Genomic DNA, 23,019 nt, shown 5'->3' on the forward strand with positions numbered 1-23,019 from the left:
TATTGTGTTACCTTTGAAATAAGCTCTCTAAGTTGATGCTATTTCCGGTAAAATTTCTCACTTGGATGTCAATATGTCACTCGATAAATACGACCATGCTCTTCTCGCGTTACTCCAACTGAACTGCCAAACCCCTCTACGGGAGTTGGCGGAAGCCGTTCATTTATCTACGGCATCGGTTCAGCGTCGTATTCAAAAGCTGAAAGACAGCGGTTACATTCAATCTATGACCGCCATTTTAGATCCCGATAAGCTAAATAAAGTCATCACCATTTTTGTTGAAGTTCAGGTTGAAAAAAACGATATGAATACGCTTCGGCAGTTAAAAAAAGACTTTTCTGGTCCAGAAGTTCAGCAATGTTACTACGTAACAGGGGATGCCGACTTTATGTTGGTGCTGTTAGTTCCTCATATGCAACGATTCCAAGAGATATGTGATCAAATGTTCCACAATAATGCTAACGTAAAATGGTTCAAAACAATTGTGGTGCTGGATAGAGTTAAAGTGACTTTGGATGTGCTGTAATATCGTAGATATATAGCATTTTCTGTTAGTTACCAGTCGCGAAGTTAATTTTAGCCCACTTGTGACAGCATTAATAGCTCCTGTAAGTTAGCCTAGGATCTGGGTTGCCCCTCTGCCACAATCCCTGCTCTAAGCAATTGATCACGAGTTTTTCACCCGACTTTAGTCATTCGAAATCTACAGATGAAAGCAAGGGATCTATCACGTACATGTCCCGAAGTGAGTTGTGTGGTGTCGAGTGGAGATTGTACGATTAAGTCGTACTACATAATCAAAACTGCCAGTTCGTGTATGAGTTAGTACACTTATTGAGATGGCGCGACTGGCGTCATCTCTATCCCACGAAATAACTGGTAGCGATCAACATCATCGTCTAAATATTGAATATTCTGCGTCCATTGCCATGCGTTAGCTTGAGCACCCGCCCCCTTTGCCTCGAACAGTAATTGAATTAACGCAGACCGAGCAGTCACCACGCCCTCACCCAGCAAAGAATAATCGCCATTTTGACGATATAAGCTAAAGACTTGCTGCTTCTCTTGGGACACGCCATCGTAATAGGTCAACAACACTTGCTCGCCCTGCTCCCTAAACCACCAGGTTTCACTATAGGGCGCACGCGTGCCAACACTCACAGACAATAACAGCTGCCGCTTATCATGGGAGCAAAATCCGGTGACTGTGACTTTTCGTGGCACTTCCCCCACTTTAGCGGCATCGCCCCCCCATTGACCGGTAAACTGAGGGCAAAACTCACTAAAACTTACCCTAGCCGCGTGCACAGCCAGAGGAATAACAGCACTCAGTGCAATTGTCACTCCCCATAATAGTCTTAATCGGTTGATTTTATTTTGCATCTACCTAGTCCTCAGCCGAAATATCACCCTAGATTAGCCTGTAATTCTGCCATCAACAAATCACAATTAGCCGACAACCATTCACAGATGCTTACACAAAGCGTCCCGCTATGGGTTATCACTCAGTTTGCTTTCATGCTCGGTTTCTATACTCTCGAATCTGCACTACAAATAAAATCATTATAACTACATGTATGATAAGGAGACTCACAGTGAAGAAGACAGGAATCTTATTGCTCTGTCTGTTGATGCCATTCGGCTCAGCATTTGCGGAGCAGGGTAAACCGCTCTCGGTGGAATTGCTCTGGCAACTTAAGCGTATTGGTAGCCCAGTCGTATCGCCCTCTGGTGAGCATATTATTGCGCCAGTCACAGAATATGATCTAAAGGAAGATAAAGGTTCGACCCAGTTATGGCGTTTTGATGGCGAAGGTAAAAATAATCGCGCGATTACAGTCAAAGGGTTAAAGGTAAGTGAACCCGTGTTTTCGCCCGACGGTAAAACCTTGGCCTTTGTGAGTGAGCGAAATGAAGACGACGCAGGCCAAATCTACCTATTGCCTATGGACGGTCCGGGTGAAGCGCAACGCTTAACCGACATACCTACTGGCGTAAATGGTATTAAATGGGTTGGCAAGCATTTGTATTTCATCAGCAATGTATTCCCAAATCAAACATGGGACGAGATGAAAACCCAACTAAAAGCCGACGAGGACAATAAGGTCTCCGCTCGCCAGTGGAACGCTTTGCCCTACGCTCAGTTTGATCACTGGTTAGATGAACGTCGCCAAGCCCATGTATTTAGGCTCCCCGCTTCGGGCGGCGAAATCGAATCCGTGACGCAAGCGCTCAGCCATGAGTTACCACGCTCGAGCCAAAGCAGTTCAAGTTACGATATTTCGCCTAATGAACGCTTAATTGCTTTCAGTACTTATGGCTCAGACAACCGTATCGACCCTAAACTGGATATTTTCCTTGCGACGATTGGCAGTGGTAAAGCAGAGAATATCACCCCAGAAAATCAAGCCGCAGATGCTGATCCCAGCTTTAGCCCCAATGGCAAAACGTTGGCTTTTACCCGTCAGAAAATCCCCGGTTTCTATGCCGATACTTCAAGGCTGATGTTACTGGATATCGATAGCCGTAAACTTAATACGCTAACACCTGAGTGGGATCGTTCGGTCAGCCAATTTAATTGGACCCCCGACAGTAAAGGCTTTTATGCCACCATTGAAGATGCCGCCACTAACCGCATTTATCATATCGATGCCAAAAACGGTAAAGTCAAAGCCATTACAGAGGCAACTGACTTTGGCCAACCCGCCATAGGCAAAGACGGTGAACTGATTGCCACCAACGAGAGCTTTTTGCACCCAGCGCGCTTGGTCAGCATTAATCCCCGCAATGGTAAGACGGTACGCCTAGAGAATTTTAATGACGATATTCTCAAAGATGTTGATTTAGGCACTTACGAATCAGTGACCTACAAGGGATATCAAAATCAAGATATTCAAATGTGGGTTCACTATCCTCCCGGATTCGATCGCGGTAAAAAATATCCCCTCTTTATGCTGGTTCACGGCGGGCCACATAACGCCATTACCGACGGTTTCCATTACCGTTGGAACGCGCAAACCTTCGCCTCTTGGGGATATGTCACTGCTTGGCCAAACTTCCATGGTTCTAGCGGCTTCGGACAAGCGTTTGCCGATGCGATTAACCCAGATTGGAAGAATAAATCCCTCGAAGATGTGCTCAAGGCGGCCGACTGGTTTAAACAGCAAAGCTGGATTGATAGCGATCGTATGGTGGCGGGTGGCGCAAGTTACGGTGGTTATCTGACCTCAATTATTTTAGGTCAACCACATCCCTTTAAAGCCTTGTTGATCCATGCTGCGGTTTACGACATGTATTCACAAATGGCGTCGGATTTTGCCGTGCACAGCACCCGATTTGGCAACTACTGGGATAATCCTGAGCTGTATAAAGCCATTTCTCCGCATTACTTTGCGGCTAACTTTAACACTCCGACCTTAGTCAGCCACGGTCAGCTCGATTACCGGGTACCTGTGGGACAAGGATTTGAACTGTTCCGCACACTGCAAACTCGCAATGTGGAATCACGGATGATTTACTTCCCTGATGAAAATCATTGGGTTATGAAACCCAATAACTCTATCTATTGGTATAACCAAGTGAAGGATTGGATGACCCATTATGCTAAGCCGGGCGGACAATAAACGCTGAACCTAGAACAGAAAAGCAAAAGGTCTGCACTATGCAGACCTTTTCTTTATCGAATCAAGCCTCGCAATAATAGCTTATTGGCCAAATCCCGTGGCTTTAATATCGACGGTTTGCACTTTGCCGTACTTAGCGGCAATAGGTGCAATCTTAGCCGCATTGCCAATCAGCACAAATTGCAGATCTTTTTGCGGGAAGTAAGTTTTCACTAACCTTTGGGTTTCTTCTAGGGTTAAACCATCCACCTTAGCTTGGAACTCATTGATAAACTTATCATCGAAACCATACAGATACATGCCTGATAAGAGCCCCGCCAGCTGCCCAGAGGTTTCAAACTGAGGCGGGAACTGACCCTTAACATAGGCTTTAGCCGAATCTAAGGTCGCTTGATCTACACCTTTCTCCCATAAACGAGCATAGGTTTTCAAGGCTAAATCCATCGCTTCTTGAGTGGTTTCCGTCTTAGTGAAAGTACTGATTGTGAATACGCCCGAATCGGTATAAGGGCTAAAACCTGAGCGTGCGCCATAGGTTAAGCCTGCGTTCACCCGCAGCTCGTCGTTAAGCCAAGAGGTAAAACGACCACCTAAAATAGTGTTCACTACCGTTAAACCTACATAGTCTGGATTGTCACGACTAATGCCTAAACCCCCAATCACAAAAGTAGTTTCGATTGCATCGGGTTTATCCACCAACAAGACTTTGGCCTCGGTTAACTGAGGCAAACCTTGGTTTAAATCAGGTTGTACCAGTTTTTCGCTGCCTTGCCACTGACCAAAGGCTTGCGTCAGCTTGGCTTTCATCGTCGCCACATCAAAGTCACCCACGACAGTTATCGCGGTATTGGAAGGTTGATAGTAACTCTTATGGAAGGCGCGCAGTTGCGGCACGGTTACTTGTTCAAGCGAATCGCTGTTACCCGAAGCCGCATTACCATAAGGATGTGCACCAAATACGAGCTTATCAAAATAGCGACCAATCACCGCCCGCGGGCTTTCTTTATCCTGCTGCAGCCCAGCAATCGCGCGCTGTTTGAGCTTATCAAACTCGGCGGCATCAAAATCAGGCGTTAACATCGCCGCGCTAAATAAGCCCAGCATCAAGTCAATGTCCTTCGCCATAAAGTCAGCACTCAGATAACTGCCTTCCTTATCCGCTTCGGCCACTAAGCTTGCACCGAGAAAATCCACTTGCTGCTCGATATCCGCCTTAGATTTCCCCGCCGCACCTAACAACAAACCTTCTGCTGTCATTTGTGCCACGCCTGCGGTGGTGTCATTCACTGCACCGGCGCGTACCACGGCATTTAAGGTAATTAACGGCACTTCGCGCTGCGGCATTAAGTACACAGTTAAGCCGTTATCTAACACAAACTTATCGTAACTTGGCATCGCAAAGCTGCCAGTATCGACCCGCTTTGGTGCCGATGTCGCCGTGCAGCCCGCTAAGACTAAGCTTGTGCCTAAAGCCAATGCTGCCATTAACTTAGACGGTTTCCCAAGTGATGCCATCTTAAGTGATTTCACTGCTGTCGATTTCATAGGGAAGACTCCTCAGTTGCCGCCAGCACAGCCACAGTGCGATTCGATTTACGTAAGTAGGTTTGGGCAACTCGTTGAATATCCGCAGGCGTCACCTTGTTATAGGCTTCAGGTGCATTAAATAACTTGTCGTAACTGCCAAAATACATCTCATAGGTGCCTATAGTATTGGCCTTACCATTAATGGTTTCCATAGAACGATAAAAATCCATCAACTTGATATTTTTAACTTTATCCAGTTCTTGCTGGGTAACGCCCGTTGTCGCAATCGCATCGATTTGTTCAATCAGCGCATGTTCTAGCGTCGAGGCTTTCACCTCAGGTGTAGCAACACCCATCACATAGAAGAGGTTAGGATCGACCGACATTGGCATATAAGTTTGCGCTTCTAAGGCCACTTGTTTATCAACCAATGATTGATATAAACGCGAGCTATTACCTTGGCTTAGAATCGAGCTTAATAAATCCAGCGCATAAAAATCCGCATGAGTTGCCGCCGGAATATGGTACGCCAACATCACATTAGGTGTGCTGACCGACGCCTTTTGCACAAAGGTACGGCGCTCGCCCTTTTGCTCAGGCTCGACGGTGCGAATCGCTTTAGGCGGAGTTTGTGCCGGAATAGGCGCAAAGTACTTGTCTGCCAAGGCTTTTACCTGGGCAAGCTTTACATCGCCGGCAATCACGACCACGGCATTGTTCGGCGCATAATAGGTTTTATGGTACTGGACTAAATCTTCCAGCGACCAAGCGGCGATATCCGACTCGTGACCGATCACCGACCACGAATAAGGGTGGGCTAAAAACGCCACGCCTTTGATTTCGCCTTCGAGGGCATTCCAGTTAGAGTTTTCTAAGCCAGTGGAACGCTCCGACTGCACTACGCCACGTTCGCTATCGACCATGGCTTGGTTGATATCTAAGTTAGCGATGCGGTCAGCCTCGAGATCGAACATAGTTTCGAGCGCATTGGCGGGGAACCAATCGGTATAAACCGTCATGTCTTCAGTGGTATACGCATTGTTCGCGCCACCGGCGGCTTCCATAGTACGGTCGAACATTTTTGGGCCGTACTTTTTCGAACCGTTGAACATCATGTGTTCGAAAAAGTGCGAAATACCGGTAATGCCGGGCACTTCGTTACGTGAACCGACCTTCCAAAATAAATACATGTTGGCATTGGGAATTGAGGCATCTTCTAGCACCATGATTTTCATGCCGTTATCTAGCGTGAAACTCTTAATGTCTTCTGCCGTGGTGGCCTGTGCTTGGCTTAGGGGGGTCAAAAGTCCCATGGCCAACACCAGAGCCGATAGCGTGCGCTTCATCTTGTTCGCTCCTTGCTGTAAATATCCACATATAGAGGTAAATTGTTTAACAAATCAAGCGCAGGAAGCGTATCCCGCGCCGATTTTTTGTAAGCTCAAGTTATACCGCTGCGCTTACGGAATAATGCATTAGCCACTTATTGGGCTTTGAGCGCCGTTAACGCCACTTTGGTCATGGCCTCAACGCCCACTTTTAGCGCGCTTTCATCCACATAAAATGCCGGCGAATGATTGCTGGCCGCCGTTTCAGGGTCCGTTCCCTTTGGCGTCACCCCGAGGAAGAAAAACATCCCCGGCGTTTCTAAGGCATAGTAAGCAAAGTCTTCGGCACCTGTGATTAACCCGGGTTCAATCAGCATCTTATCGCCCACCACACTCGCAAGCACAGGCCGCATACTGGCGACTAATTCGGGATTATTAACCACCACAGGATAGCCTTGGTGGATCTCAGTAGTTGCAGTCGCCCCTAAGGTTTTCGCCGACAGCTCGGCCATTTGCGCTAAACGCAGTTTAATATCGGCGCGCATGGGTTGGTCGAAAGTACGAATCGTGCCAATCAGCTCGACTTCATCGGGAATAATGTTAGAGCGAATGCCACCATTGACCGCACCAAAACTCACCACAGCCGGCGCTTTAGTGATATCCACCTGACGGCTGACGATCGTTTGCACGTTAGTGATAATTTGTGCCGCAGCGACAATAGGATCGACCCCATTCCAAGGACGCGAACCATGGGTTTGGCTGCCTTTCACTTTGATAGTAAAAGAGTCTTCACTCGCCATTGCTGGACCACTGCGCAGGCCAATCATGCCGCTCGGCATACTCGAGGTAACATGCATACCAAATACTTGCTCGGGTTTGCGCTGAGCAAACAGCCCTTCTTTGAGCATCAATTCCGCGCCACCCTCTTCACCCTCTGGCGCACCTTCTTCAGCGGGTTGGAAGATAAACATCACATCCCCCGCTAGGCTGTCTTTCACTTTAACCAAGTTTTCGGCCACGCCCATTAACATAGCCACATGAGTATCGTGACCACAGGCATGCATCACACCCACTTTTTGATCGCGATAAGTGTCAGTCGCCTTAGAGGCAAAAGGCACATCGACCACTTCAGTCACAGGCAGTGCATCCATATCTGCTCGAATCGCAATCAACGGACCAGGCTTGCCGCCCTTCAGCTTCCCGCCTTTCAAAATGGCCACCACGCCCGTATGTGCAATACCCGTTTGCACTTCTAATCCTAAGGATTTCAGATGTTTTTCAATAATCTTGCTGGTACGAAACTCACGGTTAGACAACTCAGGGTGTTGATGCAAATCACGACGCCAGTCGATCACCTTTTGCTCCACACCCGCCGCCAACTTAGCCGCATCAGGCATAGCACTGGTCGCCGCTTGCACTGAGGTTAAACCTGTGCCCATAAAGCTTAAGGCTAAGGCCGACGCGAGTAAGGTCTTGGAAAAATGGGATTTATTTACTAGGGGCTTAAATTCAAATGATGTTGATGCAGCAAGTGATACTGAGGGTAAAGTCATAGCGATAGCCTATTGTTGTTTTTATAAGCTACCTAAACTACACGGACAAGGAGAAATTGTTAATAGATTTAATGATAAAGGTAAAAAAGACTGTGCTTCATTAGAGGCTGTCTTTAACCGTCATTCCCGCAATGCTGTGGGCGGGAATCTAGCTTTTAGATAAATCAACCTGAAAAAAGATAGGGATGGCGGATCTCAGTTAAAGAAACTCAAGGCAACGGAAAAGCTGTCCCAATGCTTGGCATCGTTAGCTTTAGTCACAAAACAACAAATTCACGATTTTCTTTAAAACCACATGGCCATCGGCCTTGGCTATACAACTCAGCCACCTCACTCCATACGCCCTTTTGTCTGAGAGCGGCCTCTCTCGCTGCCATTTTGAAGGCAAAGAGTGCGCCGCCTCTAAAGCTCTCAGTAAAATCATGAGGACCATACACAAGCAAAGGATGTGACCGGCCAATTTTTCTCAGAGATCTGAGCGCCGATTTATACACAAGCATCTCTGCGTCTTTTGTTTCCTCACATTTTTTCGGACCATTCAAAGGATCCTCTTGATCTCTGCTTGTAGGCAGCCATTCCCATCCATATGTAGAACCCAATATGCCTTCAATGGGACTTACGGCCGAGAGCCAGTCAATAAATTCAACTTGTTTGGCTAGATATTCAGGTGTCATAGGAAGTTAACTCCGTGTTAAAGGAGTTTCAAACTGAATCAGCAGTTTGAACTTCCAGTGAGTAAAGCGAAGGATTTTAAACGCTTTGTTACGTTTTGGCTCCTTAGCTTGGTTTACCCGCCAAAGTCTAGCCACCCATTTTAAATCAACAACATAATGCACTTTCGGTTTCTCTACCACCTATACTGGCTAAAATTACTTGAACAAGAGCCATCATATATGGATGTCTGGCTAAAATGCTTAGCTAAAATTGCCTTTCTGAGTAACACAGTATTGCGCGGGAATAATAGTAGTAAAATTTAGTCAGCAACTCATAGAAAATTAAGCTCTTCATCTTGAAGGGATAAAGCACTATCAATGGAGGCTAATAACACACCATAGGTGTAACCGCAGTTGCCCACAAAAATCACTTGATTACCATTGAGTACCATCACTTCTACCCCATGATCGGTTTCCCAGTTGCAGGCGTAATGATAACGAATTGCCCGAGTCTCCATTGTGCTGGTGTCATCCAATATAATGTACAACGGCTGGGTATTTTCTGCTATTTCATTGATTGTATTTAAAGAAACCTCCAAATCACCGCAATAATTTTCAAAATATTTATGCATTTTGAGCATAGCATTTAGAATTTGATGCTTCGTTTCTGGTGTCATCAGAGAAACGTCTTCGAGCATTTTTATGCGTAACTTATCGTTGCCCTGAAGCTCACCTTCAATAATCAGTTCACTAGGTTTGTTGAATAATGGATCGTTCATTTTCGTTATCCTTAATCCTCAATTAATTCACCTGGATATAGTGCGATTTGCGCCAAGGATTGTGCAAAAAATTGGCTTAGGTTTGGGCTGATAAAGTCCATCATATCGGGGTCATGGGTGTATGCGATGACTTGTCCCATTTTACCTAATGCTGAGGGTGAATGATCCGCAATCAAGAGTAATGTGCCGCCCCCAAATTGAGCGAAGGGCAACCAACCTTCTTGATACCATCCTGATTGGATTTTGGGATCCCGCACTTCTGGCTCGTGGTAATCAACGTAGTACTGGGCCTGTTTTCTCATTCGGTCACGATATGTAAGAGATGAGGCTAATGACAAAAAATCATACCGGCAAAAGTAATCTTTTCGGGCAAAGACTGTGCTCCACTCATTGCCGCCATTGGCATATCCCCAAAGCTCCCTTAACGGAGAAACAAATTTAAAACCTAATTGTTTTTCGGCTTCATCTAAGACTGAGTTTGATAAGCCACGATCCAGTTCTAATGTTTGATTCATGTTGGCGTAAATAGCACTCAATGCTTGTAGATACGTCTTAACATCCATTGTATTTATTCCTTCATCTTGACACTTGGCCGCAGTATTAATCCATTTGCTTTATACCGCGAACATATACACTTGGCGAACTTAGTTAATCGAATTAACCACATAAATTCTATTTTCATATTGCTACGACAGATTCTGTCTCAGCCTTCTATTACTTACTAAGCCGCTATTCCAGTCATACCTTATTAACTAGATATACAGCCTAATTTTCAGCGTCAAGTGACCCTTACTCAGTTTGAACCCTCGCTCGCCCCGCAAAATATAGGTGAATGAATTAATCGAGCGTCTTGAAAACCACACGCAGAATACGAGTAAACGTTCGGTGCAACATCCACTACTCGATGATATAGACCAAGCACTGGCGGCAATTGTGAGTGTCGTCGCGAGGAACACCATAGAACTCAGTTAATATAATCAGATAGGCGTGCTAAACAAAAAATGCCCCCCACGATGCCATAGTAATTATCGGGCTAACGGCTAACCCTAATCTTGAGTCAGAGCTTGAGGTATTAGTAATAGCCACTGGCATTGCAACAAAAACCATAGAAAATCAGGTATCTATAGCGTCACAAATTGATGATAAGTACATTTAAGCGACAACAGCATTAACTCGACTGATAAATTCCTTTATGCATCTCTTTATGCCTCTCTTTATGCAAGAAGACTACGTCCTTATCAATAATTTCGAGTCGCCAGCCATAGTGATGCGCGAGCCACTCAAAAGTCGCTTCAGCGTAAAAATTGATGTGGGTGGGATCGTTTTTATAGTGCCAGCGGGCAAATGCGGTTTTATCCTGCACACGCTTGGTCATAACCGCCAAAATGCCGTTGGGTTTTAATAACTTATCGAGCAGAGTAAGCAAACCTGCGGCACCACTCACGTGTTCTATGACTTCGGTTAAGGTAATAAAGTCGTATTGGCGGGCTAACGTTTCGGGATTATTGGCGTAATAAAGGTCGTAATTATCTATCTGATAACCGCGCGCCTTTGCCATTAGACTCAATGCCTTACCTTCTCCGCAGCCAAAATCGAGCCCTTGGGCCAAAGTGCTAACACGGCTAAGTAGTGGCTCGAGTGTGCGATTTAAAAATGTTTGATAGCCGAGATCATCGGCATGGTTCTCGTGCTTATCGTATTCGGCTTTTTCTGCCTCGGCCGAAAGATAAAACTCAGAAGGCACGCTCACCAGTTGGCAGGTTTGGCATTGCTGGTAGCTACGCTTCCTATCTTGATGATAAGCGAGTAATTCAACGCCATGACATAAGGGGCAGATATTCAACAACAATTCCTAGGGATATTAAGGTGCATAGTAATGAGAATAGTCGTAATGCCCACAAATAATGCTAGCACTGACCAGCTGAAATCGACTATATCGATGGCCTGATTAAGGTTTAGGGATTTTACGCTCTTTTGCGGCGGCTTCTTTTGCTTCCCGTAAATATTTTTGCTCGCGACTTTCTCTTTCGTCGAACTGTTTTTGTGCCTTAAGTTTTTGCTGCGCTTCCCAATCGTTGGTTTGGGATTGTTGCTTAATGTTATCTTCCCGCTCTGTCGTCTCTTTAGTGGCTTGACGGGCCTTTTCTAATTGAGCCTGTTCTAATCGCTGTGAGTCGATGCGTGCCTTATCGGCTTTTTGCTCTAGGGTCAATCTAGGCTTTGGCGCCTCGGCGGCATTTGTTAACGCGAGATGAAAACTAAAGATGAGGACTAGCGATATTAATATTTTAGAGATTAACACTTTAAATAAATACGCCATTTCCTGTCTCCTTTATTCGATAATTGAATGAATCAATGATAAAAGCCAATTCACGCAAGATGTGCAAAACATAGCATAAAATCTACCTAAGCTTGAAATATGCAGCAGGTGTTCTTAAAAAATATGCTTGAATACAAGTCTTAAACTACACTTTTTAAGTTTCTATTTGAGTGAAACAACAATTAGGTTTATTTTTAACCCCATTGGAATGATGTACTATTGGGCAACTTCGTGTTCAACGAAGACCTAAAAATGGGATGTGACTATTTTGCGTCACAAGGGAGTATCCTGAATGATCAGATGGCAACACTTACTTAAGAAACTCAGTACAGATGATCCTGTACTGCAAGAAAAGCTGTCTCTCTGGCAAGCACATCCCCATAAAACCCCCTTAGCCTTAATTCAAGGCTTTAGCTTTATTAGTGCCAACCAAGCCACCCTCAGTTATTTTGAGACTGAATACGATGCTTTTGTGAATGCGACTCCCTATGATTTTTCTCCGAGGATCCAATCTTCAGGCCGCAATAGTGTTGAATTTGCGCGGGAAATGATCCTTGAAGCCATTGCAGGCAATAATGTTGAATTCAACTGGCTGCACATGAGCCAACAAGGCAATGAACTGCCGACTCGAATTAATCTCTATCGCTGTTATCTGCAACAACAGCCCGTGGTACTCGTTGAATTACAAGCTCTTAATCGCCGCAATCAAATGCGCGAAACGATTTCTGATGGTTTTGCTCATATTCCCAAAGAAATTTTATCGACCACGCTCGAAGAAAGTGCCGAAGCTGTGTATATCACTGACACTGATAATCAAATTTTGGCTGTCAATAAAGCCATGTGCCGTATTTGCGGCTATAGCGCTGAGCAGCTCATCAGTAAAACCCCTGAATTTTTAGAGGTAAGAACCCATAATATGGGGGAAGAAACCGAATGCCAAATCGCCTTGAAGCAAAGGGGATTTTGGCAGGGCGAAACGTGGAAAAGACGTTCAGATGGCAGTAACTTCCCTGCTTGGCAGAGCAGTCGTAAAATCGTCACTGAAGATGATGCTCATTATAATGTGAATATTTTCAGTGATATTAGTACTAAAAAACTATTAGAAACCCAGCTAACAACTCGGGCTATGTACGATACCTTGACTGGATTACCTAATCGGTTCCATCTCAAACAGATCCTCAATAGTGCCCTCGAAAAACTTAAAACTGATCCCCTCGCACTGGGGGCGTTGATGTTTTTAGATCTCAATGGTTTCAAGAATATCAACGACAGCTTCGGTCACTCCATGGGCGATAGAGTATTACAACTCGTCGCCGCCAGACTCGAAGCAGGTTGTATCGAAAAGGCCGACATAGCCCGTATGGGCGGAGATGAGTTTACCTTAGTGCTGCAAGACTGTAGCTGCAAAGATGAAATCCAACTGTTTGCAGAACAGATTCTCAGCTTATTTGAGAGCCCCTTTGAAATTGAAGGCCAAAAGTTCTTCCTCGGCACTAGCATAGGCATTGCGCTATTTCCTACCCACAGTAACCAAGCGGGACAGCTGATTAGTCTTGCCGATACTGCCATGTATTGCGCTAAAAAGAGCTTACCGCATCTCGTGTTTTACGATAAGGAAATGAGCCTAGCAGCCGAGTTAAAATTACAGTTAATCAATAACCTAAGGCATGCGCATAACCTAAAACAATTCACTCTCGCTTATCAAGCCATAGTCGATTTACACACAAATCAAACTATTGCTGCCGAAGCCCTGCTCCGCTGGCAGAAGTCACCGACAGAATATTATGAAGCTGCCGACTTTGTGCCATTGCTTGAGGAAACAGGATTAATTGTCAGCATTGGCCAATGGGTATTAGAACAGGCCTGTGTACAAGCGGCCCTCTGGCGAGCACATTATCAACCCGACTTTAGAATTTCAGTCAATGTGTCACCACTGCAATTGGAACACTTAGATTTTATCGACCAAGTGATAAATGCCTTAGAAATGGCGAAGTTACCCGCTGAAGCACTGATTTTAGAAATTACCGAATCGGCATTGTTACGACAACCGGAGCAAGCACGACTCACACTCAATCGTATCAAAGCGTTAGGTGTCAGCATAGCCATCGATGATTTTGGGACTGGGTTATCGTCACTCAGTCGCTTAGGGACTTTGCCAATAGACAGCGTCAAAATTGATGCCGAGTTTGCCTTGCGCTTAAACGAAGTCTCAGGACAAAAGCTCTGCAATGCTATAGTGCAACTCGCACAAGCACTCGACATTCACTTCGTCGCAGAAGGTATTGAAACTCAACAACAAAAAGACATAATGACTGACATGGGCCAAGGTTTCGCCCAAGGATTTCTATTTGGCTACCCGAGTTCAGTTGAAAACTTCACCCAAGCCTTTCTTGCGGAAAAACGCTTAGCCTAGAACAGATTTAGGACTGCCGATGTTCGCATCGGCTCGATAATCCGACTTGCGTACCGAATTAACGCTCTCAACGTTTACAACGGAAAACGAAAGATTCCGCTAAGGTTTTATCGAAATATTTTGATGGGTCGCGAACTAAGGGGAAAGATTTTCTTGCAGAAAACATATGATTTAAGCTCGATAGCCCTGCCAGCACGCCATTTACTAATAGTAATGAATGGAATCACTCCCCTGCAAAGCCAATGATGGCCTGGCAAAGCACTCTCATCATTATCAACAAAAACACCATATTTAAAGCTCAATAGCCCTGCCAGCACGCCATTTACTAATAGTAATGAATGGAATCACTCCCCTGCAAAGCCAGTGATGGCCTGGCAAAGCACTCTCATCATTATCAACAAAAACACCATATTTAAAGCTCGATAGCCCTGCCAGCACGCCATTTACTAATAGTAATGAATAGAATCACTCTCCTGCAAAGCCAGTGATGGCCTGGCAAAGCGCGCTCATCATTATCAATAAAAACACTATATTTAAGCTCGATAGCCCTGCCAGCACGCCATTTACTAATAGTAATGAATGGAATCACTCCCCTGCAAAGCAATTGGCTGGCAAAGCTATCTCATCATTTGCTGCGCAAATGAATCCTAGTTATTAAACCGTATTTCACATTAAGTTAGCGTGATCTGAATAAGATTTTGACTATTTTAATTCGTACGGAGTCTCAAAAACTCAATAACTTAAAAGCACTAATTCATACCTAAAACATCTAAGACTCAATAGCCTTAACCCCATCAACTATACCTTACCACTGGATTCATTTGAGTTCTGATAACGGGCCTGCACTGTACTCGGCATCGCCTTAATCCGCAGTTCCACCATAGCATCAAATGCCATCATTAACGGCTGAACATCAAGGGTAGGATCAAGGGCGCTTAACATATAAGCGCATGCTTCTAAGGTCGATAAACTATCGCTACGACTCGATTTACGGATCCGATAGCGCGATTCATAACCTTCAGCCAAATGCACCGCAGGATACAGGGCTAACCAAGGATTCAGCTGCTGCATTTTGAATGCCTTACGCCAAGTGCCATCGAGCAACAGCAATATACAATCAGGATTAATACTTTGCTGTTCAACACTTACACTTAACGCAGAGGGATAGACGAGATAAATAGGCTTATTACACGCCGCTAAATATTCCCGTAAACCGTTGAAATCAGACTCGCTTTCACCCACATAAACTTGCGTTTTAGGTACAGCAAGACTCAATACCCGCACACTATTCTTCTTATGTTCGACTTCACTCGGGTGCTGTAAAACCACCAACTGAGTCATTGGAGAGATAGGCTGAACACTCGCACATAAGCAAGCATTCTGCGGATAACGACAGATAACACAATAGTGACGGGACAAGCTTTACCCTCGGTTTAGTGAGTTATTTTACGAGTATACCAAAGGATAAAAGGGTATTAGACACAATAAAAAATACCCACAGTTCGCGGTCAAACAAACTGTGGGTAAAGGGTGTACTCTGTAATTAATCAGTGCCGCGAACTAATGCTCGCCAACTAACTGCTCTTGGTGCCAGTGGTCGAATCGACTCAGCGCCATCATCAACAATAAACCGATAGAAAATACGCCCATGACGAGTGCCACTGCGTAAGGTGCAGTTAAATTCGTTTGCTGTATAAGTCCAGCTAAAACGGATGCACCACTCATCTGAATAAAACCTAGCATCGCCGCGGCAGTCCCCGCTCGCTCACCGAAAGCTGACAGCGCCATACTAGTCGCAGGACCAAGTAAGAAGGCAAATCCCACACATAACAACATCATAGGTAACATGAAGTTAAAAGCTGCTGCCATCCCTGTATTTGGACCAAACTGTTGGCCCGCCACTGTCGCCACTGAAGACAGAACGAGTAAAGACAGAGCCAAAATAACCGTTGGACGATTACCCAATTTGCGAATGACGATCGGTGCCGCAAAACAGGCCACGATATTGAACACAGCATTGAGTCCGAATAAGCCACTAAACGCCAGCTCTGAAACCCCTAAATGCCCAATCAACCACACAGGCGCATAAGACACATAACTCAAAATAGCCGCCATAGCAGACATACAAGCAAAGGCATAAAACAAAAAGTGGGTGTTACCGAGTACAGGTTTGAATCTGCCCCAACGGTAAAGCGGGCCAGTAGTAACAGTGTTGGCTGGACGAGTCTCAGGTAAGCGATAACCAACAACGAGCATCATCAACATGGCATATAACGTCATGAAAACGAAGGTTGAACGCCAGCCGAATTGCATCGCTAACAAGCCACCTAAGGTTGGTGCTAAAGCTGGGATCACGCAAATCGCGCCATTTAAGTAACTGTAAATTTTAGCGCCTTCTTTTTGTGAGTAGCAGTCGCGCACTGCACTAAACACCACGATAGAAGTTGAACAGGCGGCTAAACCTTGCAGCACACGAGCAATCTGTAACCAATGAAATTCGATGGCCGCGGCAGCGAGAAGACTACTTGCGCCGTAGAGTAAGACCCCGAAAATGGCCACAGGACGGCGGCCATAACGGTCGGCTAATGGCCCAATCAACACTTGGCCTAAGCCCATGGCGAATAAAAACAATACGAGTGTGGATTGCACATCACTGGCAGATACGGCGAATTCTGTCGCCATAGTTGGCATTGAAGGTAAATAAATATCGATGGCTAATGGGCTGAGCAGCACCATAGACATCAGGATAGGTAACAGATTGCGCCGCATAAATAATCTCAGTTGATCAGGGAAAGGTATTTCAGTGGGCGCTATTTTAATTAACTCAAGGTATGAACAGAAATGGTATAATTTCCAAAGTAAATTTCCTCTGAGGAATATCTGTGAATATCGACAACTTAGCCAGAATCGATTTGAACTTGCTGGTCATACTCAAAGTACTGCTAGAGGAGCAGAGTGTCACTCGCGCCGCCAGCCGATTACATATAAGTCAGTCAGCCCTCAGTAAGAGCTTAAATCGACTCAGAGAAACCTTAGATGATCCCCTATTTCAGCGCACGGCGCATGGCTTAAAACCCACAGCGCACGCCCTCATTCTTGGGCAAAAACTACCGAATATATTGCAAGACTTGTATCAACTCACTCAGCCTCCGACCTTTAATCCTGCCAGTAGCAATCGACAATTTTCTTTTGCCATGGTGGAAAGCGCCTATGAAACCTTAATCCCATATTTTATCGGCCCTATGCTGACCACGGCACCCAACGTCAAACTCGACTCCTATGTCTGGACCGAAAAATCGATGCAGGATTTGCAGCAAGGGCAAATCGACTTTGGCATTTCAGGGCGAGATTTGCATCCACTGTCGGATTTTCAAGTGGATCGCCTGCCCGAAGGGATTGCCTATCAAACATTATTTACCGATCAACAAGTCTGCTTAGTGCGAGAGGATCACCCGCTGATGGCGGCGCTCACCTCAGAACAATGGAATTTACCCCTTTACCTCGATATGGCCCATGTGCAGGTTCGTTGTGAAGGTAGTGATTGGTGGGCACTGGATTACTTTCTTGCCGATCTTGGGCATAGACGCCGGATCAGCACGACTGTACCCGACTTTTATGGTGCCGCCAGCGTTTGTGCCCACAGCAATTTAATCTTCACTCTGCCGTCGAGCTTTGCCCGTCACGCCTGCCAACTTTATCCGCTCAAACAACTGCCACTGCCTTTCGAATTTATGCCAATGGCCTATGTGCTGTTATGGCATCAAAGAAATGATGAAGATCAAGGGCATAAATGGATTAGAGAAACCATTTGTCAAAGTGTGGCTAAGTTATTCAATCCCACAGAAATGCTTTAACACGACAAAAACGGCCAGTAAAAAGCCCGACAAAGTAAAGGCTTTATCGGGCTAATATCGAGACAAACAATTAAGAATAGCGATTACAGAATAAATGTCGCGACTTGCGCATTCAGGTCATTAGCGCGAGCTTTTAAGCCCCTCGCCTGTGCCAAATCTGCCATGGCCGATGCGGTAATCTCATCGGTCACATCTTTAATCGCAACCGTATTCTGGGTTATTTCACCCGTCACTTGAGTCTGTTCTTCCGCTGCGGTAGCAATTTGGCCTGCCATATCTGAAATCACGTTGACCGCTTGCGTAATCTCTTCAAGGGCTTTCGCCGCCGCATTGGCATCTTCTACGCTATGACCCGCTAATGCTTGGCTGCTTTCCATCAAGCTGACTGCTCTGGCAGTAGTCCGTTGTAGCGTTTCAATCGTGGTATGTACTTCCTGAGTCGAATCCTGTGTACGACGTGACAGTACTCGAACTTCATCGGCAACGACCGCAAATCCACGACCCTGCTCACCGGCACGCGCCGCTTCAATGGCTGCGTTAAGCGCCAACAGGTTAGTTTGCTCGGCAATCCCTTGAATTGTCGCCAGAATACTCGAGATAGACTTAGCGTGACGACTTAAATCGCCAATGACATCCGTTGCTTGAGTCACTTCATCTGCGAGAGAATTAATCGAGTTACGAGTTTTATTCACTAACTCTTTGCCCTGTAAACTGCTCGCTGCAGACTGTTGAGCCGCCGTTGCCGTGTTCTCAGCATTGGCTGCGATCTCATTAGTCGCACTCGCCATTTCAGTTACCGCAGTCGCGACCATAGCGACTTCTTGCTGCTGACGTTGTAACTCCGCAACAGAAGTTTGCGTGGTGGCAAGACTACGTTCAGCATCGGCATCTAACTCATTCGCTAATTGGCGAATATGGCTGATCAGCTGATGTTGACTGCCCACAAAGCGGTTAAAACTGTCGGCAAGCACGCCCACTTCATCTTGAGTATCAACAGAAATACGTTGAGTTAAATCACCATTGCCATCGGCAATACGCGCAAGTGCTTGCGATACTCGACTCAGAGGACCCAGCAAGACACTTACTAGCCAAGAAATGGCTAATACACTTAAGATCAACACGAGTGCAGAAAGCCCAAACTGAGTGAGTAACAAGCTCGACAGTGGCGACTCTAGCGTTTCCTTATCAAGCACTAACACTAATTCCCAATCTGTATTAGGGATATCAACGCTCCAGACTAACTTGTCACGTCCTTCATTTTCAAAATACATAGGCAACAGAGTGCCCGCTGCACGGCTTTGTTCTGGTAAGTTGCGATTAAGCTCGTTATCGATTTCAGCTATAGGTTTCATCGTCTTAGCTTGATCTTTATAAGCGATCACTGTGCCGTCTTTGTGCATCATGATGGCATAACCGTTTGCCGGTAACTTCATGCGGTTGACCTCTTCGATAAGATTACTAATCGATAGATCTCCAGCAATAACTCCGCCTGCAACAGGCTCGGCCAAAGTCACCACTAAAATATTAAAAGCAGTATCAAGATAAGGTCGAGTAAATACACTTCCACCAGTTCGCATAGCCTCTTGGTACCAAGGTCGTGTACGAGGATCATAATTTGTATAGTCAGTTGCAGGCTCTGAATCTCTCATATTGCCGTTAGACTCACCAAAATATGTCGATTCAAACCCTCCCGATTGCTTAGCCTGTTTCATTGCTTGCACAATGTCATTATTGCGCTGCCCAGCAAGACCTTTAACAATTTTCTGACGACTTGCAAGCCACTCACTAATCAGTAACGCTTGCTGGTCTCCAAGACGTTGAGCCTGTTCTAAATTCACGTCTAATAGTACTTTCTTCTGACTTGTATAACTTTGCCAAGATAACAGTAAAATTACCGATGAGAGAGCGAGAATTACGGAAAAAAGGATTTTTTGTCTTAATGAATATGATTTCATAATATATTTCACGAATAAAAACTGGATAATTATGCTGACCAAAAATAATAACTATTCCTAGTAGCGCTTAGTTTACTTAGATACGTAAAAATAACGGCGAATACACTTATTTTGACCGCAAGAATAAACAAACTCACAACAAATCCAAGATAGATCAACGTATGTATCTGAGCACCGACCTCTTATTTAATAGGACGCCTAATTTATGCATATTTAAATATGCACTATAAATCTCATGTAATTTAAAATGACTCTTATCTTAATGCTAATAGTTACGAATTAAATTCAACTTAAATAGAAATGAGTTATAAAAGCATTTAGATGAAAAAGTAATAAAAGTGCCATTTTTATTTCATGGCACTTTTATATCAAGATCAAATCATTCGCTATTTTAAACTTAGGCTACAGAATAAATGTCGCGACTTGCGCATTCAGGTCATTAGCGCGAGCTTTTAAGCCCCTCGCCTGTGCCAAATCTGCCATAGCCGATGCGGTAATCTCATCGGTCACATCTTTAATCGCAACCGTATTCTGGGTTATTTCACCCGTCACTTGAGTCTGTTCTTCCGCTGCGGTAGCAATTTGGCCTGCCATATCTGAAATCACGTTGACCGCTTGTGTAATCTCTTCAAGGGCTTTCGCCGCTGCATTGGCATCTTCTACGCTATGACCCGCTAAGGCTTGGCTGCTTTCCATCAAGCTGACTGCTCTGGCGGTAGTGCGTTGTAGTGTTTCAATCGTGGTATGTACTTCCTGAGTCGAATCCTGTGTACGACGTGACAGTACTCGAACTTCATCGGCAACGACCGCAAAACCACGGCCTTGCTCGCCAGCACGAGCCGCTTCAATGGCTGCGTTAAGCGCCAACAGGTTAGTTTGCTCTGCAATCCCTTGAATTGTCGCCAGAATACTCGAGATAGACTTAGCGTGACGACTTAAATCGCCAATAACATCCGTTGCTTGAGTCACTTCATCGGCGAGTGAATTAATCGAGTTACGAGTTTTATTCACTAACTCTTTGCCCTGTAAACTGCTCGCTGCAGACTGTTGAGCTGCCGTTGCCGTGTTCTCAGCATTGGCTGCGATCTCATTAGTCGCACTCGCCATTTCAGTTACCGCAGTCGCGACCATAGCGACTTCTTGCTGCTGACGTTGTAACTCGGCAACTGAAGTTTGCGTGGTGGCAAGACTACGTTCAGCATCGGCATCTAACTCATTCGCTAATTGGCGAATATGGCTGATCAGCTGATGTTGACTGCCCACAAAGCGGTTAAAGCTGTCGGCAAGCACGCCCACTTCATCTTGAGTGTCGACAGAAATACGCTGAGTTAAATCACCGTTACCATCGGCAATACGCGCAAGAGCTTGCGATACTCGACTCAGAGGACCCAGTAACATGCCAACTAACCAAGAAATGGCTAATACACTCAGCAACAGTACGAGTGCAGAGAGACCCAATTGAGTGAGTAATAGGTTAGACAATGGTGCTTCTAGCGTTTCCTTATCAAGCACTAACACTAATTCCCAATCTGTATTAGGGATATCAACGCTCCAGACTAATTTGTCACGTCCTTCATTTTCAAAATACATAGGCAACAGAGTACCCGCTGCACGGCTCTGTTCTGGTAAGTTGCGATTAAGCTCATTGTCGATTTCACCTATAGGTTTCATCGTCTTAGCTTGATCTTTATAAGCGATCACAGTGCCGTCTTTGTGCATCATGATGGCATAACCGTTTGCCGGTAACTTCATCCGATTAACACCGTCAACTAGGCTTGCGATAGATAAGTCACCACCCACAACACCTTGTGCGGTAGGCTGCGCCATAGTCACAACCAGAATGTTATAGGCAACATCCACGTAAGGTTTTGTCAAAATAAGACCGCGCTCACTGATGGCTTGTTGATACCAAGGGCGGCTGCGAGGATCATAGCCCGTACGATCAATACTCGGATCAGAATCCAACATTTGCCCAGCTTGAGAGCCAAAATAGGTCAGCTGAAAACGGCCCGATGCCTGTGCTTGTTGAAGTGTATTGAGGCTGTCACCTTCAACTTTATTCGCCAGGGCTCCCATAATATCTTGGCGGCCAGCCAACCATTCTTGTATCCGCTCAGCCTGCTGTTCACCTAAGCGCTGCACTTGTTCTAGGCTGTTTTGTAACAGTTGGGATTTTTGGCTGGAATAACTTTGCCATGACAACAAACCAATCACGAGTGAAAGGGCTGCCACGACAGAGAACAGAATTTTTTGCTTGAGCGAATATGAGTTCATGTTGGCGTCTAATTAATTAACAAAGCAGTGAAACAAGAGGGTGTTTGAGCGGGTCGAACGAATATTTACAACCAATATAATAAGGCGGCTAACTGAGTTAAAACTGCAGTTAAATTTGAGCTGAATTTTCTCATATTATGTACAGTTAGCAAAGAAATTGCTCAGATTTACATCAAAAAGATTTTAGCAAACACATATAATTAACCAACTGTTATTCGAGCAACAACATATAGATAGACATGCGATCACATATCAAAGTAATGCGCAACACCAAAATGGCCTCCCGAGTAAAATAAAGTAAATTAATCAAGATTAACGTGACCTATACGCACTCGCTATTGCACACTAAATGTCCACTGCCTATCGAGGAGTTCTTATGATTTTTCAACAGTTCCAACAGAGCCCACTGCAGACCCGAATTTCTGGCCCACGGGCTTGGTTAGCGATGGCAATTAGCATTAGCCTAATTTGTTTATCACTATTTTTATTGCCCTTCGTGCTCTTATTTGGCGCCATTGCGCTCGGTTGTTTAGTCCTATTTAGCCGTTTTTATATGGCACGTCAGTTGGCTAAGTTTAATCAGGCTCAGGCAAACGCAATGCAGCATGCCCACGCGACAGAGGAGCCGCAGAGTCAGGTTTATGGATCTGACACTATTGTTAGGGAATCTAATGCGACACGCCATCAAGGGCGCACTTTTGAGCATAAAGAGGATGAACACTAGTTCAATCGAAGCAAAA

19 protein-coding genes are annotated in these 23,019 nt (G+C 45.2%); 6 read left to right on the forward strand and 13 right to left on the reverse strand.

The features are described 5' to 3' along the window. Positions 1-73: 73 nt before the first annotated feature. Positions 74-526: an Lrp/AsnC family transcriptional regulator gene (locus KO531_RS17680; protein ID WP_219251844.1), complete on the forward strand. Its 453-nt coding sequence runs from the start codon at positions 74-76 to the stop codon at positions 524-526. A gap of 305 nt (positions 527-831) precedes the next feature. Here the strand turns inward: KO531_RS17680 and KO531_RS17685 are convergent, their stop codons facing one another. After that, positions 832-1,383 carry a hypothetical protein gene (locus tag KO531_RS17685; protein WP_219251845.1) on the reverse strand — a complete coding sequence of 184 codons (552 nt, stop codon included), beginning with the start codon at positions 1,381-1,383 and terminating at the stop codon, positions 832-834. A gap of 212 nt (positions 1,384-1,595) precedes the next feature. Here KO531_RS17685 and KO531_RS17690 point away from each other — a divergent pair, with 212 nt between their 5' ends. After that, positions 1,596-3,623 (forward strand): S9 family peptidase, encoded by a 2,028-nt coding sequence (locus KO531_RS17690; RefSeq protein ID WP_219251846.1) that lies wholly within the window; start codon positions 1,596-1,598, stop codon positions 3,621-3,623. An 81-nt stretch (positions 3,624-3,704) separates the two neighbouring features. Here KO531_RS17690 and KO531_RS17695 read toward each other — a convergent pair whose 3' ends face one another. The 6 genes from KO531_RS17695 to KO531_RS17720 all read right to left on the reverse strand — a co-directional run bounded on the left by KO531_RS17695 (position 3,705) and on the right by KO531_RS17720 (position 10,026). Next, positions 3,705-5,168 (reverse strand): pitrilysin family protein, encoded by a 1,464-nt coding sequence (locus tag KO531_RS17695; RefSeq protein WP_219251847.1) that lies wholly within the window; start codon positions 5,166-5,168, stop codon positions 3,705-3,707. Continuing rightward, the gene (locus tag KO531_RS17700) at positions 5,165-6,496 is read right to left on the reverse strand and encodes a pitrilysin family protein (protein WP_219251848.1); all 1,332 of its coding nucleotides are present in this window, start codon (positions 6,494-6,496) and stop codon (positions 5,165-5,167) included. Before KO531_RS17700 ends, KO531_RS17695 begins: the two co-directional genes overlap by 4 nt. Before the next feature lie 137 nt (positions 6,497-6,633). Then, positions 6,634-8,031 (reverse strand): amidohydrolase, encoded by a 1,398-nt coding sequence (locus KO531_RS17705; protein ID WP_219251849.1) that lies wholly within the window; start codon positions 8,029-8,031, stop codon positions 6,634-6,636. Between the two features lie 257 nt (positions 8,032-8,288). Beyond that, a complete protein-coding gene (locus tag KO531_RS17710; protein WP_219251850.1) occupies positions 8,289-8,705 on the reverse strand; it encodes a hypothetical protein in 417 nt (138 codons plus the stop codon). 311 nt (positions 8,706-9,016) lie between these two features. Then, positions 9,017-9,463: a hypothetical protein gene (locus tag KO531_RS17715; RefSeq protein WP_219251851.1), complete on the reverse strand. Its 447-nt coding sequence runs from the start codon at positions 9,461-9,463 to the stop codon at positions 9,017-9,019. A gap of 11 nt (positions 9,464-9,474) precedes the next feature. Further along, positions 9,475-10,026, reverse strand: coding sequence for an SMI1/KNR4 family protein (locus tag KO531_RS17720; protein ID WP_219251852.1), 552 nt, complete (start codon positions 10,024-10,026; stop codon positions 9,475-9,477). A 265-nt stretch (positions 10,027-10,291) separates the two neighbouring features. On the opposite strand from KO531_RS17720, the gene KO531_RS22475 reads away from it, so the two are divergent. Further along, positions 10,292-10,435 carry a hypothetical protein gene (locus tag KO531_RS22475; protein ID WP_211085969.1) on the forward strand — a complete coding sequence of 48 codons (144 nt, stop codon included), beginning with the start codon at positions 10,292-10,294 and terminating at the stop codon, positions 10,433-10,435. Between the two features lie 196 nt (positions 10,436-10,631). Here the strand turns inward: KO531_RS22475 and KO531_RS17730 are convergent, their stop codons facing one another. After that, a complete protein-coding gene (locus tag KO531_RS17730; protein WP_219251853.1) occupies positions 10,632-11,306 on the reverse strand; it encodes a class I SAM-dependent methyltransferase in 675 nt (224 codons plus the stop codon). Positions 11,307-11,411: 105 nt separating this feature from the next. Further along, positions 11,412-11,783 (reverse strand): hypothetical protein, encoded by a 372-nt coding sequence (locus KO531_RS17735; RefSeq protein ID WP_219251854.1) that lies wholly within the window; start codon positions 11,781-11,783, stop codon positions 11,412-11,414. A gap of 292 nt (positions 11,784-12,075) precedes the next feature. Between KO531_RS17735 and KO531_RS17740 the strand changes: the two genes are divergently transcribed. Beyond that, complete coding sequence (locus tag KO531_RS17740; RefSeq protein WP_219251855.1) at positions 12,076-14,196, forward strand: EAL domain-containing protein; 2,121 nt, start codon at positions 12,076-12,078, stop codon at positions 14,194-14,196. A gap of 798 nt (positions 14,197-14,994) precedes the next feature. Here KO531_RS17740 and KO531_RS17745 read toward each other — a convergent pair. Beyond that, a complete protein-coding gene (locus tag KO531_RS17745; protein WP_219251856.1) occupies positions 14,995-15,615 on the reverse strand; it encodes a tRNA-uridine aminocarboxypropyltransferase in 621 nt (206 codons plus the stop codon). A gap of 141 nt (positions 15,616-15,756) precedes the next feature. Continuing rightward, positions 15,757-16,965, reverse strand: coding sequence for a multidrug effflux MFS transporter (locus KO531_RS17750; protein WP_113940291.1), 1,209 nt, complete (start codon positions 16,963-16,965; stop codon positions 15,757-15,759). 113 nt (positions 16,966-17,078) lie between these two features. Here KO531_RS17750 and KO531_RS17755 point away from each other — a divergent pair, with 113 nt between their 5' ends. Further along, positions 17,079-18,050, forward strand: a complete 972-nt coding sequence (locus tag KO531_RS17755) for a LysR family transcriptional regulator (RefSeq protein WP_113940290.1) — start codon at positions 17,079-17,081, stop codon at positions 18,048-18,050. Positions 18,051-18,133: 83 nt separating this feature from the next. On the opposite strand, the gene KO531_RS17760 is transcribed toward KO531_RS17755, so the two are convergent. Further along, positions 18,134-20,005 (reverse strand): methyl-accepting chemotaxis protein, encoded by a 1,872-nt coding sequence (locus KO531_RS17760; RefSeq protein ID WP_131525541.1) that lies wholly within the window; start codon positions 20,003-20,005, stop codon positions 18,134-18,136. A 402-nt stretch (positions 20,006-20,407) separates the two neighbouring features. After that, entirely contained in the window at positions 20,408-22,279 is a 1,872-nt protein-coding gene (locus tag KO531_RS17765; RefSeq protein ID WP_113940288.1) for a methyl-accepting chemotaxis protein, read from the reverse strand. Positions 22,280-22,655: 376 nt separating this feature from the next. On the opposite strand from KO531_RS17765, the gene KO531_RS17770 reads away from it, so the two are divergent. After that, positions 22,656-23,003, forward strand: coding sequence for a hypothetical protein (locus tag KO531_RS17770; RefSeq protein ID WP_173248166.1), 348 nt, complete (start codon positions 22,656-22,658; stop codon positions 23,001-23,003). Positions 23,004-23,019: the final 16 nt, after the last annotated feature.

This window comes from Shewanella sp. NKUCC06_TVS, assembly GCF_019345515.1.
Taxonomy (GTDB): Bacteria; Pseudomonadota; Gammaproteobacteria; order Enterobacterales; family Shewanellaceae; genus Shewanella; species Shewanella oncorhynchi.